This window comes from Actinomycetospora sp., from assembly GCF_036497245.1.
In the GTDB taxonomy this organism is placed as follows: Bacteria; Actinomycetota; Actinomycetes; order Mycobacteriales; family Pseudonocardiaceae; genus Actinomycetospora.
The window spans coordinates 26,484-40,497 of sequence record NZ_DASXJS010000223.1 but is presented as its reverse complement, the minus strand read 5'-3'; the positions used below and the strand labels follow the sequence as shown (position 1 = coordinate 40,497).

Sequence of the window (14,014 nt, the reverse complement as noted above, 5' to 3'; positions counted from 1 at the left end):
CAGCGCGGCGGCCAGCGCGCTCATGTCGGCGCGCCGGCGCACGAGGACCGCGGTGGTGGGCGGCTCGACCTCCGCGTCGGCGGCGGCGCGCCAGCGGTCGGCGATCGCGTCGGCCATCCACGCGCGCTCGGCCTCGACGTCGCCGTGCAGCGCCACCCGGACGTCGCCGGGCGGAGCGCCGGGACGGGGCCGCAGCTCGTCGACCCGCACCGGTCCGGCCCGCAGGGGATCGGCGATCCCGTTGGCCAGCGCCAGGACCTCGGGCGGGTTGCGGAAGCTCGTCAGCAGGCCGTGTCTCGCCGCGGCGACCCGTTCGTGGGTCGAGCTCCGCTGCGCTCGGTCTCCCGCCTCGCGGTCCCGTCCCGTGCGCGGGAAGTCGGTGACGAAGCGCGGCAGGTTGGCCGCGCTCGCGCCACGCCAGCCGTAGATCGACTGGAACGGGTCCCCGACGGCCGTCACCGCGGTCTGCTCGTCGCCCCCGAACAGCGCCCGCAGCATGATCCGCTGGGCGTGGCCGGTGTCCTGGTACTCGTCGAGCAGGACGGCCCGGAACGCGGTGCGCTCGGCCTGCCCGACCTCGGGGTGACCGTCCGCGAGGCGGGCCGCGGCGGCCATCTGGTCGGCGAAGTCCAGGCAGCGCTCGGTCTTCTTGCGCGCGGCCAGCTCCTCGACCAGGGGCAGCAGGGCGACCCGGAACCGCTGCCGTTCGACGATCTTGCTCAGCGCCTGCGGCAGGCCCGGCCGCTGGCCCTTGGCCGGCGGCGCCGACTCGATCGCGCGGGCGAGGGTCTCGGTGTGCTCGCGGAGCTGGTCGGGCTCCGCGAGGTGCTCCCCGAGCTCCCCGGCGAGCGCGAGCACGTAGCCGGTGACGCTGGTCGGGATCAGCGCGGTGTCGAGGTCCCGCGTCCAGGACGACACCACCCGGTGGGCCAGCTGCCACGACGCCGTCGGCGACAGCAGCCGCGCCCCCGGGTCGGTGGGCAGCCGCAGGCCGTGCTCGGTGAGCAACCGGCCGGCGTAGGCGTGGTAGGTCGAGACGGTCGGCTCGAGGGTCCGCACGAGCACCCGGCGCTCACCGCTCGGATCCAGTTCGTCGAGCAGCGGGTCACCGGCGAGCCTGCGCAGCCGCCGGCGGATGCGGTCGGCGAGCTGACCGGCGGCCTTGCGGGTGAACGTCAGGCCCAGCACCTGGTCCGGGGTGACGATCCCGTTGGCGACGAGCCAGACGACCCGGGCAGCCATCGTCTCGGTCTTGCCCGAGCCCGCCCCGGCGGTGACCAGCGCGGACGCGAACGGCGCCGCGATCACCTCGGCCTGCTCGTCGGTGGGGCGGCGCAGCCCGAGCCGCTCGGACAGCTCCGTCGGGTCGATCAGGCCGGTCGCGCTCTCGATCAGTCCGGTCACGGCACCTGCCTCCCGGAGGAGTGCACCGGGCAGGCGGTGCGCACCGGACAGCGCGGGCACGCGTCGTTCTCGTGCCCGACGAACACCGGCCCCTCGGTCATGCGCGCCGCGGTGGCGACCTGCTCGCGCCAGTGCTCGACCCCGTCCGCGTCGAGCGGGGTCTGCGCGCGCTCCTTGGCCTTCTGGCCGTCGCGCTGCAGGTAGACCAGCCGCGCGCCCCCGGGCACGGTGGCCGCGGCCGACCCCTCGGACGCGGGAGGGGAGGTGAGCGCCTCGGCGAACGCCCCGAGCGCCACGGCCAGCTGGTAGACCGCGAGCTGGGGGTGCTCGGCCGCCTTCGCCGCCGAGATCGGGCTCTTGCCGGTCTTGACGTCGACGATCACCGGACGACCGTGGTCGTCGATCTCGAGCCGGTCGACCCGCCCCCGGATCGCGATGTCGACTCCGGAGCCGTCGGGTGCGTTCAACCTCGCCGTCACCGACTCCTCGACGGCCTGCTCGGTCAGTTCGCGCCGCGTCCCGTCGCGCCACGCGAGGAACGAGCGCAGCATCCGCCGGCAGTTCGCGAGCTCGCGGCGCGAGAACCAGGGCGCGCCCGCGTCGACCGACGCCCAGGCGACGTCGAGCGCGTCGTCGAGCTCGGTCTCGCCCGCGCCCTCGGCGGCACGCTGGACCAGGGCGTGGACCAGCGACCCGGTGACCGAGGCCAGCGAGTCGGAGTCGTCCCCGCCGTGGCTCTGCAGGGCCCAGCGCAGGGGACAGGTCAGGATCGTCTCGACCGCGCTCGGGCTCACCGTGATCCGCGAGCCCGGTTCACGCAGGGGCTCGCTGGTCGAGACGTCGAGGAGGCCGTACCAGTCCCCCGGGTCGGCGCCCGGCACCCCGGCCTCGGCCAGCCGCGCGAGCTGGGTGGCGGCGCGGGCCCGGCGCTCCGGGTCGGTCGCGGGCGCGCTGACCGCCCGGCGCAGGTCGCCCACGAGCTCGGCCAGCACCAGGGCCCGGCTCGGCCTGCGGCGCCGACGGCCCGGATCGTCCGCCTGCCCGTCGTCCGCGGCGACGTCCGGGTCCACGTCGTCGAGGAACCGCGACGGGGTGACGTCCTCGGACTCGACCGCTCCCACGTGGACGGCGTGCCGGGCTCGGGAGAGCGCCACCGCGAACAGCCGCCGCTCCTCGTCGAGCAGCGGGACGCGCGAGGACAGCGCCGGGTCGTCCGGGACCCCGCCGAGCACGTCGACCATCCGCTCGACGCCGAGCAGGGTGCCGCGCCGGCGAAGGTCGGGCCAGACGCCCTCCTGGACGTCGGGGATCACGACGACGTCCCACTCGCGCCCCCGCGCGGCGTGCGCGGTGAGCAGCGCGACCGCCTCGCCGTCTGGCGTGCGCGGCGCCAGGCCGTCGCTCGCGAACCGCTGGTCGTCGACCTGGGCGACGAATCCCGCGACGGTGCCGCCCGGCAGGTCCTCCACGAAGCGACCGGCCCGCTCCACGAGCGCGACGACGGCGTCGAGGTCGCGGTCGGCCTGCGCGCCGGTGACGCCGCCCCGCTCGCTCGCCGCGACCCACCGGGCCTGCAGCCCGCTCTCCGACCACCCCGCCCACACCACGTCCGGCACGCTCTCCCCGGCGCGGATCGCCTCCACCGCGGCGCCGAGCAGGTGCGCGATCCGGCGCAGCGGCGCGACGTCGGCGTCCGGGAGCAGCGTCAGCGGGTCGGGCCGCCCGGCGAGGTGGTCGACGAGGACGTCGACGATCAGCTCGTCACTGGAGCGCTCGGTGCCGTGGCCGCCCGCCTCGTGCAGGCGCAGCAGGCCGCGCCGCAGCCGCCGCAGCCCGAGCGGCTCAGCACCCCCCAGCGGGGACGCGAGCAGGCCGAGCGCGGTGTCGGCGTCCACGGCCGAGGCGGGCGGGGAGGTGGCGGCCGTCGCCGCGCAGCGCAGCAGGGTCAGCAGTGGCGCGACCGCGGGGAGGGCGGCGAGCGGGGTGTCGTCGGCCGGGACCGCCACGGGGACGCCCGCGGCGAGCAGCGCCCGCCGCAACGGCGGCAACGACAGCGGCACGGACCGCACGACGACCGCGAGACGCGACCACGGCACGCCGTCCACAAGGTGTGCCCGGCGGAGCGTGTCGGCGGCCCAGGCGGCCTGGCGGCCCGGCGTCGGGAACACCGACACGGTGGCGGCGCCGCCCTCGGGCTCCGCGGCCGGTGGTGCGACGCGCACCCGTCCCGGGCCGGTGCCCCGCAGCGGCTCGATCGCGCGGGCTACGGCGTCGCGCACCGCCGGGGACCCGCGGTGGTCCAGCGTGACCACGGCGGTGGCCCGGCCGCCGGGGTCGGCGTCGCGCAGCACGCCCGGCGCCGCGCCCCGGAACCCGAGCACCGAGGAGTCCGGGTCCCCGGCGAGCACCCACGCTCCGGCGGTGCTCCCGAGCGTGCGAGCCAGCTCGAGCTGCTGGGGGTCCATGTCCTGGGCGTCGTCCACGACGAGGTGGCGCACCTGCTCCCGCTCGCTCGCGAGCAGGCCCGGGTCGGTGGCGAACGCGTCGAGCACCGCGGCGACCAGTTCCGCGGCGTCGAGCGGCGGTGCGGAGGCGAGCGGATTGGCCGAGCCCGCCGCCGCGCGCAGCAGCGTGACCTCCTCGAACGTCTGGTAGAAGCGAGCGGCCGCGACCCAGACCGCGACGTCGTACTCCTTGCCCAGTGCCCGCAGCTCGCGGGGACCGAGGCCGCGCTCGGCCGCGCGCAGCAGCAGGTCCCGGACCTCGGCGGCGAACGCGGGGGCCTCGAGGGCCGGCTGCAGCCGGGCGGGCCAGCCCGAGCCTCGCCCGGCGCCCGCGGCCTCGCCCGCCAGCAGCTCGCGGACCATCGCGTCCTGCTGGGCGCCCGGGAGCAGCCGGGGTGGTGCCTCCTCGCGGCGGGCGGCGTGCCGGCGCAGCACGGCGAAGGCGTACGAGTGCACGCTGCGCACCAGCGGCTCACGTGCCGCCGTCAGAGCCCCGTCGACGGCGCCGTCGAGGACGCGGCGACGGGCCGAGATGCGCTCGCGCAGCGCCGCGGCGGATCGACGGTCACCCACCAGCACCAGCGAGCGCGCATCGGGATCGACGTGCAGCAGCCGCGCGACCCGTTCGGCGAGCAGAGTCGTCTTCCCCGTGCCGGGGCCGCCGAGGACGCGCAGGAACCCCGCGTCGTGCTCCAGGACCCGGCGGGCCGGCGCATCGAGCACGAGGTCGGCGGGCAGACGGGTGGCCGCGCGCAGCAGCTGCGGCGCGTCCGCACCGTGCACGCTCCCCCTGTGCACGCTCCCCTTGTGCCGATCCCCCGTCGTCATGGTCCCGAGGGAACCACGACCCCCCGACAGCCACGGCCTGCGGGCTCGTCGGAGGCGTGTTCGGGCACGATGACGGTCATGGACGAGGCCCGCCACGAGCGGATCCGGGAGATCGTCGCGTCGATCCCCGAGGGCCACTGGTGCAGCTACGGCGACGTGGCGGCCGAGGCAGGCGAGCGCTCGGCGCGGGTGGTCGGGACGGTGCTCTCGACCGACGGCGCCGACCTCCCCTGGCACCGGGTGCTGCGCACCTCCGGCACCCCGGCACCGCACATCGCCGTCGAACAGATCCGGCGACTCACCGCGGAGGGGGTCCTCGTCGTCGACGCCAGGGCCGCGAAGGGGCAGCGGCACCGGTTCGCATAGGTGCGCTTCGCGCACCTATACCGGCTCCGACGGCGACGGGCGCCACAGCTCCAGCGCCCAGGTGGCGATCCCGATCAGGGCGACGACGGCGCCGAGGGCGCACACCCCGGGCCACCCGACGACGGCGTAGAGACCGGAGGTCAGGGCGGACGCGATCGCCCCGCCGATGAACGCCGAGACCAGGAACGCGCTGGTCACGCGGCTGCGCGCGTCCGGGCGCCTGCGGTAGATGGCGTGCTGGTGGGAGATCTGCAGCAGCTGCTGGGCGAGGTCGAGCACCACGATCCCGGCGATCAGCGCGACGAGCGACGACCCGCCGAGCGCGAGCAGGCCCCAGCTCAGGAGCAGCAGGGCCAGGCCGATCGTGACCACCCGTCGTCCGTGCCCGCGGTCGGCGAACCGGCCCGCCCAGATCGCGGCGCCCGCACCCGCCAGCCCCGCGAGCCCGAACAGGCCGATCACCCCGGAGCCGTAGGAGTACGGCGGCGCCGCCAGCAGGAAGGAGATCGCCGTCCAGAGGATCGTGAAGCAGCCGAAACCGACCCCGCCGAGCACCATGCGGCGCCGGATCAGCGAGTCGTGCGCGACGATCGTGCCGACCGACCGGAGCAGGCTCGGGTAGGGCGTGTCGGCGGCGACCGGCACCCGGGGCAGGACGATCCGGACGGCTCCCGCCAGCATCACCATCACCACGGCCGCGAGGACGAACACCAGTCGCCAGCCACCGATCTCGGCGACGAGTCCGGACACCGTCCGGGCGAGCAGGATCCCGACGAGCAGCCCGCTCATCACCGTCCCGACCACCGAGCCGCGGTGTTCGTCGGAGGCCAGCGACGCCGCCATGGGGACGACGATCTGGGCCACCGCGGAGGTCACGGCGACGATCGCCACCGCGGCGAGCAGGGCGCCGAACGTGGGTGCCGCGGCGGCGCCGAGCAGCAGCACGCCGGTCACCGCCAGGAGCACGCTGACCAGGCGGCGGCGCTCGAGGATGTCACCGGCAGGCACGAGGAACGCCAGCGCCAGCGCGTAACCGATCTGGGAGGCGGTCACCAGGAGCCCGGCCTCGCCCTCCCCGACCGAGAACGCCTGCGCGACCACCGGCAGCAGCGGCTGCGCGTAGTAGATGTTCGCCACCGCGGCGCCGCACACCACCGCGAGCAGTCCGACGGTGGGGCGTCCGAGGTGGGTCGGGGCGGGGGCCTGGGTGCTCATCGTTGCCCGAGCCAACCAGATGACCCGACCGGTGGCGCGCGATCGGCTCGCGCATCACATCCGGTCACCGCACCTCCGCCTCCGCGAGCGCGGCGTCGAGCGTCCGGCGGGCCGCGCGGGCGCAGGCCGCGCCCGCCTCGTCGGGACCCAGTCCGCGGACGTCGGTGAGCACGATGAACGCCTCCCACCCGACGACGACGGCGAGGTCGGAGACGAGGTCGGCGAAGGCGGCGGGCCCGAGCCGGTCGCGGACCGGTGCGAGCGCGCTCTCGATCCACGCGACGCGCCGGTAGCCGCGACGGGGCGCCCCGTCGTCGCGGTCCGGCTGCGCGACGGTCAGGGCGACGAGCCGCCGCCCGAGGCCGAGCGAGGACCCCATCGTCGAGGCGACGCCCTCGACGAGGGCGGCGAGCCGGGCGTGGACGTCGTCGTCGGGGGCTTCGGCGAGCGCCTCGTCGACGGGGGTCGAGAGGCCGCCGACGATCGCGTCGAGCAGGAGCTGGTCGAGGCTGGGGAAGTGCAGGTAGACGGTCCGCCGGGAGACCTCGGCGGCGTCGGCGATCTCGGCCACCGAGGGCGTCGCGGGTGAGGCGCCGTCGGCGAGCAGCCCGGCGGTCGCCTCGAGGATCGCGCGCCGGGTGCGACGTCGTTGCGCCTCACGCCCGGTCGTGGCGGGACCGATGCTCACGACGACCTCCTTGACAGCCGACTCAGGACGCGCTCACTATACCGCTGCGCACTCAATGCACAGCAGTGCACTTTCTAGGAGGCTCCGATGTCCGTCACCTTCGTCAACTGCTTCGAGATCCCGGCCGGCCGCGAGGACGACTTCTTCGCCCGCTGGCGGGGCGTGAACGCCGTGATGCGCACCCGCCCCGGGTACGAGGAGCACCAGCTCTACCGCTCGCTCGCCCCGGAGGCGCGGTTCCGGTTCGTCAACGTGGCGCGGTGGTCGTCGTCCGCGGCCCTCGCCACCGCACACGACGACGAGTTCCGGGCGATGGTCTCGGGGCCGGACTGGGCGGAGATCGTCTCGACGCCCGCCGTCTACGAGGAGGTCCACACCGGCACGGCGTGAGCGAGCCCCGGCGCCGAGATCGAGAATGGCGGATCCCTGTCGTCAGGTGAAAGCAATGGACCATGGCTGAACTCGGGTGACGTCGGGCCGGGCCGGATCACTTGTGCTGGCGCCTGCTCCCGCCGTGCCAGTCCTCGATGAGCCCGACCTCGCCCTGCCCCACCCCGTACGCCGCCAGCTGCGGCCGCTCGCGCAGGCTGCGCTTGAGCTCGGCGAACCCCGGGAAGCGGGCCAGCCCGACGACGTGGTCCCAGAGCTCCACCGCCTCCTCGTCGGAGGGCTTGCGGCTGATCACCGGTCCGAAGAAGGCGAGCCCGTCCGGCGGCCCGATCTGGAGGATCGGGGTCCCGACGTCCTTGCCGGTCAGCGCGAGGGCTTCGTCGGTCTCGGCCTGGATGGTGGGGTCGTGGCGGGCGTCGTCCAACGACTCCGCGAGCTCAGCGGGCAGTCCGACGCTCTGGAGCACCGGGAGCACGAACGCGTGCGTTCCCCGCCGTTCCCGGGCGCCGCTGTGCTCGGGGACCTCCTCGCGCTCGAAGACCGCTGCCCCGAGCGCCTCGTAGAACCGCGCGAGGGCGTCCGGGCCCTCCTGCTCCCGCACGGCGGCGCACACCCGCAGCAGGCGCAGGCCCGCCGTGTGCCCGGCCTCGTACTCGGGCGGGAACCAGGCGTCGTAGTCGACGTGCGCGTTGAGCAGCCGCAGCGCGATGAACCGCCACTCGACCGCGAAGCCCCGGCGGCGTGCGACGGTGCGGACCCAGGTGCTGGTCAGCCAGCAGTAGGGGCAGACCGGGTCGAACCAGAAGCGGACGTCGTCGTTCGCGGAGTCGGGCACGCCGCCCACGCTAGGCCCCGGGCGAAGCCGGGGCACCCCTCCCGGCGCCGGCCCCGGGCCGCCCTGTCGCGGCGAGTTGCGGTCCGGTGGCCGCCTTGTCGTTGTGAATCACTGCGACAAGGCGGGCCGGCAGGCCCGGGAGCCCGCGACAAGGCGGGCCGGTCCCCGACGAGGCAGGGCCGACCCCTCAGGCGACCCCGACCCGCCCGTACGCGGCGAGGTGGGCGGCGGCAACGGTGTCCCACGAGTGGGACGCCGCCAGCGCCCGCCCGACGGCGGCGCGCGCCGGGTCGCCCGGTTCCCCGCCGGCGAGCACGGATGCCAGCTCACCGGCGTACGCGTCGGCGAAGCCCGCCCCCTGCCCCACGCCCGGCTCACCCGCGAACCGCACCGCCCCGGCGAACACCTCGCGCAGCACCGGCAGGTCCCGCGCGACGACCGGGACGCCCGCGGCGAGGGCCTCCATGGCCGCGAGCCCGAAGCCCTCCTTCGTCGAGGGGAACGCGAACGCCGCCGCACCCGCGACGAGGCCGGGGAGGTCGTCCTCGGGCACCGGTCCCAGCACCACCGGCTCGACCCCCAGCGACGACGCCAGCGCGAAGACATCCTCGCGGTAGGGCCGGTAGTCGAACAGGGTGTCCCCGCCGGCCACGACCAGGGGTGCCTCGACCCCGCGGTCGGCCAGCGCGGCCATCGCCGCCACCAGGTCCCGGGTGCCCTTGCGCGGCTCGATCCCCCCGACGGCGAGCACGTAGGACCCGAACCGCTCGCGCCAGGGCCTGCCTGCGCCGGCCGCGGCCGCCGCCGCGAAGCGCGCCGCGTCCACCCCGTTCCCGACGACGGGTGCGGCGCGCCCCCAGCCCGCGAGCACCTCGGCGGCCACGGCGTCGGACACGCACAGCAGCGCGGCGGGCTCGACCAGGGCCCGCTCGTGGCACGCGACGAGCGACGGCGTCGTGAACTCGTCGAGGTGGTGCACCGTGCGGACCAGGTCGGCGTAGCCGGACGCCGCGCCCTCGGCGTTCGCGGTCAGGCAGTCCTGGGCGTGCCGGACGTCCACCGGCCCGGCGTCGGCGAGCGCGGCGGCCAACAGGTCGATCGAGCGCATGATGCGGTCACCGACCGACTCGCCCTCGATCTCGGGGACCGGGACCAGGTGCGTCCGGACCGCCACGTCCCGGAAGAACCCGGTGTCGCCCCCGCGGGCAAGCGCCCACACCTCGACGTCGTGCCCCGCCCGGGCCAGCGCCTCCCCGAGCGCGAGGGTGTGGACGACACCGCCCCGCGGCTTCGTCGAGTACGTCGAGAGCCGGATGCGCACCCGGGCCCTCAGCAGCCGTACGCCGACGGACGGCGTTCGTCGAGGTGGTGCAGGACGGCGCGGGCGGCGTCCACCATCTCGGACGGGTCGACCTCGGTCATGGCGAGCCCTCCCTTGGACCAGGTGCGCGCGAGGATCTCACCCCCGGGGCCGACGACCTTCGCCCGCCCGAGGAAGTGCAGCGCCCCGGATCGCCCGCTCTGGTTCGCCGAGAGCAGGAGCACCTGGTTCTCCGCGGCGCGCGACTGGTCGTAGAGGTCGAACAGCCGGGCCTGGCGGTCCTGGGCCATCCGCGGTGCCCGGTTGGTCAGCGACGTCGGCCACGCCGAGAGGCACGCGATCATCGTCGCACCGTCCAGGGCGAGCGAGCGGGCCGACTCCGGGAACGTCTTGTCGTGGTCGATGAGCATGCCCATGCGGCCCAACGGCGTGTCGAACGCGGAGAACCCGCACCCCGGCGTGAACAACTTCGCCATGCCCGCGGGGTGGTGGACCTTGCGGTGCCGGCCCAGGATCCCGTCCCCGCAGAGCGCGACCGCGGCGTTGTAGCGCTCGCCGTCGGGCCCCTGCTCGCAGTAGCCGAGGCACACCACCATCTCGCCGGCCAGGTCGATGACCGACCGGACCTCGTCCCCGTTCGGCTCGAGCGCGGGCGGCAGGTCGACGGGCTCGGTGTCGCTGGGCCGCAGGTCGGTGACGTAGCCGCCGAGGGCGCCGTCGGGCAGGGCCAGCAGCCCGACCCCGGCCTCGCGCGCGTGGGCGATGATCACGCCGATGCGCTCGAGGTCGAAGTCCAGGTCGCGGGTGAAGTGGGCCGCCGCGGCAGCGATGCGCAGGGGCGAGCGGAGCGACGGGGTCATGGCTGCAGCCCGCCGCGCTCAGGCGGAGGCAGGCAGCGGTGCGTAGCTGCCCCGGCGCATGTCCCGCAGGTGGCCCATGAACCGGCGCGCGGAGTCGACGGCGTCGTCCACGTCGATCGAGGCGACCGCGAGGCCCGCGTCGGTCCCCGTGGTCGAGAGGACCTCACCACCCGGGTCCACGATCTTCGCGCTGGCCACGAGACGCATGCTGCCGTACTCGCCCGCCTGGTTGGCCGACACCCAGACGATCTGGTTCTCCAGCGCGCGGGCGCGGTCGAACAGGTCGAAGCGCCGGGTCCAGCGGTCGTCGGCGAGCACCGGGGCCTGGTTGGTCCGCGAGGCGGGCCAGGCCGACATGCAGACCACGACCCGGGCCCCGTCGACGGCGAGCGCCCGCGCGGCCTCCGGGAACGCCTTGTCGTAGCAGATCATCATGCCCATCCGCCCGACCGGTGAGTCGAAGGACGCGAACCGGTCGCCCGCCGCGTAGGAGTTGTTCTCGTTGAGGGGCTGGTGCACCTTGCGGTGCCTGCCGAGCACACCGGTCCCGGTGACCGCCACACAGCTGTTGTAGGGCCGGCCCTGCGACGCGTCGTCGCCGCGCTCGCAGTAGCCGGCGGTGATGACCATGTCGTCGGCGAGGTCGACCAGCCGGGCGATCTCGGGCCCGTCGCCGTCGAGCTGGGGCGGTTCGTCGTCGTGGTCGCCGTCGAGGGACGAAAGGTAGCCGCCGAGCGCGGCCTCGGGCAGCGCGAGCAGGTCGGCGCCGGCCTCCCGGGCCTGGCCGACCAGCTTCTCGATGCGTCGGAAGTCCTCGTCCAGATCGCGGACGAAGCCCTCGGCCGCAGCGGCGAAGGTGAGCGTCATCAGAGGGTCCTCTCAGGTCCGGTGGCGGGGCCGAGCCCGGTGACGGGTCCGACGACGGCGGCCGTCGTCTCCCCGTCGGGCCAGCGGAGAGCCACTCCGGGGCTGTCCGTGAGCGCGCCGCACCCGGCGCCGGTCGCGGGTCCGGCCGCGGGCAGCGGACTGTCGGGGTCGTCGGTGGTGAGCAGGGCGAAGCCCGGGAAGCAGGTGAACCAGTCCCCGACGCCGACCCCGGCCGGCCGGGGCACGGACGCCACGTCGAGGACGGCGCCGGTCCCGCTCGCCTCCGCGAGCATCCCGAGCGTCCCGACGAGGCCCGCCATGGAGACGTCCTTGGCGGCGGCCGGGCGGTACGCGGCATCCGGCCCGATGGCGTTCACCATCGCGCGCAGGTCCTCGCCCCGGCGGCGCGAGGTGGTGTCCCACTGCACGCCGCTGTAGCCGGGACGCCAGGCCCCGTCGAGGTCGGCGGTCAGCCGGACCCGGTGGCCGGGGCGGCCGCCGCCGGCGGGGACCGGGGCCGGTGTGGTGCCGAGCGCGGTCACGGCGAGCGAGGCGGGCACGTCGACGGTGGTGTGCCCGCCGAGGACCGGCACCCCGTAGGCGTCGGCGGCGGCGCGCAGCCCGCGCAGCACCCTCGCGGCGGACGACGCGTCGCGGGCGCCGACGGCGTCGAGCAGCCCCACCGGCCGCGCGCCCATGGCCGCGAGGTCGTTGACGTTGACGAGCACCCCGCACCAGCCGGCCCACTCCGGGTCGCGCTCGACCATCGCGGGCAGGATCGCGTCGCAGGCGGCGACCACGTCGGAGCCCGGCACCGGGGCGCCGTCGTCGCCGACGAACCCCGGGGGCATCGCGACCACGTCGGCCAGGAGCTCCCCGAGGGGGGACTTGGTGGCGTCGACGAGGCGCTGGATGCGGTCCATCGGGTGGCGCATGCGCAGGTGCGGGACGTCCGGCGCGCCGGGCACCGTCACCGGCCGCACCGTCTGCCAGCCGAGCCGGGTGAACAGCGGCGCGTTCGTCCCCTGCACGTCGGCCTCGAAGCGCAGCACGCCGGACGCCTCCGCCCGGGCGACGGCGGCCCGGATCAGGGCCGCTCCCACGCGCACCCCGGCCCGGCGCCTGCCGCCGACGCTGACCGCGAGGCGGCTGCCGGTCCACCACCCGACGTCGGGCTCGCCGGGCCGGGCCGGGCCGAGGCGCACCCCGCCGAGCGGTGTGCCGTCGGCGTCGCGGGCGAGCAGGACGAGCGCGCGGGGGTCGGCGTCGGTGTCGTCGAGGTCCTCCCCGCGGCCACCGAACAGGCCCTGCTCGTCGACGAACACGGCACGGCGCAGGGCGCGGTGGGCGACGACGTCGGGGTGGCCCGCGTCGCTCGCGCGCGCCTCGCCGATGGTGATCTCGCGGGGCGCGGGGCGGCGGCCCAGGCCGCCGAGGATCTCCTCCGCGGCGTGCAGGGTGGTGCGCAGGTGCGCGGGCTGGGGCACGACGAGCGGGGGGAGCTCGCCCCGGTCCCTGCCGCGTGTGGACCGCATCGGGGATGGGCCGTCGACGAGGGTCATCTCAGCCCCCCGCCGCGGACAGGGCGCTGCACGCGCCGCAGGCGGCGCAACCGGCGGCCTGGTCGCTCCCGCGCATCCCCGCCGCCCGCAGGTCGGCCGCGACGCGCGCCGTGACGTCGGCGAGCAGTCCGGGGTCGGGCGCCGGGTCGCCGTCGGCGAACGCGAGCGTGCCGGGGATCGGGCGGTAGGGCACGACGAAGGGGTAGACCCCGGCGTCGATCAGCGACGCGGCCCCGGCGACCAGGTCGTCCGGGTCCTCACCGAGCCCGACGATGAGGTAGGTGGAGACGGCGTTGCGGCCGAAGAGGCGCACGCTCTCGCGCCACGCCGCCCAGTACTGGGACAGCGGCACCGAGGCCTTGCCCGGCATCCAGCGGCGGCGCACGGCGTCGTCGAGGGACTCGACGTGGATGCCGATGGCGTCCGCGCCCGCGTCCCGCAGCGCGGTCAGGGCGGCCAGGTCGTCGGGGGCGGGCGGCTCGCACTGCACCTGGATCGGCAGGCCGGGGACGGCCTCGCGGATCGCGGCGGTGCAGCGGGCGAGGTGGCGGGCCCCGCGGTCGCGGCCGTTCGAGGTGCCCGTCGTCATGACCATCTGGCGGACGCCGTCGAGCCGGACGGCGGCCTCGGCCACCTCGGCGAGCTGCGCGGGGGTCTTGACCGCGGTGGTCGCGCCGCTGCGCAGCGACTGCTCGATGGCACAGAAGCGGCAGCGGTCGGCCTCGTCGTAGCGCACGCAGGTCTGCACGACGGTCGTCGCGAGCACGTCGTCGCCGTGCAGGCGGGCGATCTGCTCGTAGCCCACGCCGTCGGCGGTCGTGAGGTCGTAGAAGGCCGGGCGGGCGACGGTGTCGACGTCCACGCCGAGGTCGGTGACCCCGCCGTCGGGCCCGGTCCGGACGAGCCTGCCGCCGCGCAGGCGGTACGGGCTGTCCGGGTTGATCGGGAGGGTGGTCTTCAGCCCGTCGACGAGCACGTGCCCGTCGTCGGACGGGCCCGCGCCGCCGGGGCGGCGCAGCGGGATCGTCGACCCGAGGTCGACGGTGGTGGGAGAGGGGTCGATCGCGACGCCGCGGACGGCCACTTCGGAACGGACGTCGAGCCCGGTGCGGTGCTCGGCGGGCGCGGACATGGCGGGAGACCTCCAGGGCGTCGGGGGGCGTCGGTAGGTGGC

General features: G+C 76.0%; 12 protein-coding genes. 2 read left to right on the top strand and 10 right to left on the bottom strand.

Annotation, left to right across the window (positions count from 1 at the left end):
- Window positions 1-1,404 (bottom strand): UvrD-helicase domain-containing protein (locus tag VGI02_RS23575; protein WP_331631449.1); only part of this gene is annotated, 1,404 nt, incomplete at its 3' end.
- Window positions 1,401-4,736 carry an ATP-dependent helicase gene (locus tag VGI02_RS23570; RefSeq protein ID WP_414638357.1) on the bottom strand — a complete coding sequence of 1,112 codons (3,336 nt, stop codon included), beginning with the start codon at window positions 4,734-4,736 and terminating at the stop codon, window positions 1,401-1,403. The genes VGI02_RS23570 and VGI02_RS23575, both read right to left, overlap by 4 nt.
- 78 nt (window positions 4,737-4,814) lie before the next feature.
- Here VGI02_RS23570 and VGI02_RS23565 point away from each other — a divergent pair, with 78 nt between their 5' ends.
- A complete protein-coding gene (locus VGI02_RS23565; RefSeq protein WP_331631445.1) occupies window positions 4,815-5,102 on the top strand; it encodes an MGMT family protein in 288 nt (95 codons plus the stop codon).
- A 15-nt stretch (window positions 5,103-5,117) separates the two neighbouring features.
- Here the strand turns inward: VGI02_RS23565 and VGI02_RS23560 are convergent, their stop codons facing one another.
- On the bottom strand, window positions 5,118-6,317 hold the full coding sequence (locus VGI02_RS23560; protein ID WP_331631443.1) for an MFS transporter: 1,200 nt from the start codon (window positions 6,315-6,317) through the stop codon (window positions 5,118-5,120).
- A gap of 64 nt (window positions 6,318-6,381) precedes the next feature.
- Window positions 6,382-7,005, bottom strand: coding sequence for a TetR/AcrR family transcriptional regulator (locus tag VGI02_RS23555; RefSeq protein WP_331631441.1), 624 nt, complete (start codon window positions 7,003-7,005; stop codon window positions 6,382-6,384).
- Between the two features lie 87 nt (window positions 7,006-7,092).
- Here VGI02_RS23555 and VGI02_RS23550 point away from each other — a divergent pair, with 87 nt between their 5' ends.
- A complete protein-coding gene (locus tag VGI02_RS23550; RefSeq protein ID WP_331631439.1) occupies window positions 7,093-7,395 on the top strand; it encodes an antibiotic biosynthesis monooxygenase family protein in 303 nt (100 codons plus the stop codon).
- Between the two features lie 97 nt (window positions 7,396-7,492).
- On the opposite strand, the gene VGI02_RS23545 is transcribed toward VGI02_RS23550, so the two are convergent.
- From VGI02_RS23545 to VGI02_RS23520, 6 genes are all read right to left on the bottom strand, one after another.
- Window positions 7,493-8,230, bottom strand: a complete 738-nt coding sequence (locus VGI02_RS23545) for a mycothiol-dependent nitroreductase Rv2466c family protein (protein WP_331631437.1) — start codon at window positions 8,228-8,230, stop codon at window positions 7,493-7,495.
- A 187-nt stretch (window positions 8,231-8,417) separates the two neighbouring features.
- Window positions 8,418-9,551, bottom strand: a complete 1,134-nt coding sequence (locus tag VGI02_RS23540) for an MSMEG_0565 family glycosyltransferase (RefSeq protein WP_331631435.1) — start codon at window positions 9,549-9,551, stop codon at window positions 8,418-8,420.
- Between the two features lie 8 nt (window positions 9,552-9,559).
- Window positions 9,560-10,411, bottom strand: coding sequence for a carbon-nitrogen hydrolase family protein (locus VGI02_RS23535; protein WP_331631433.1), 852 nt, complete (start codon window positions 10,409-10,411; stop codon window positions 9,560-9,562).
- Between the two features lie 18 nt (window positions 10,412-10,429).
- On the bottom strand, window positions 10,430-11,281 hold the full coding sequence (locus VGI02_RS23530) for a carbon-nitrogen hydrolase family protein (RefSeq protein WP_414638359.1): 852 nt from the start codon (window positions 11,279-11,281) through the stop codon (window positions 10,430-10,432).
- The gene (locus VGI02_RS23525; RefSeq protein ID WP_331631430.1) at window positions 11,278-12,765 is read right to left on the bottom strand and encodes an MSMEG_0567/sll0787 family protein; all 1,488 of its coding nucleotides are present in this window, start codon (window positions 12,763-12,765) and stop codon (window positions 11,278-11,280) included. Before VGI02_RS23525 ends, VGI02_RS23530 begins: the two co-directional genes overlap by 4 nt.
- Window positions 12,766-12,841: 76 nt before the next feature.
- Window positions 12,842-13,972 (bottom strand): MSMEG_0568 family radical SAM protein, encoded by a 1,131-nt coding sequence (locus VGI02_RS23520; protein WP_331631427.1) that lies wholly within the window; start codon window positions 13,970-13,972, stop codon window positions 12,842-12,844.
- Window positions 13,973-14,014 lie beyond the last annotated feature (42 nt).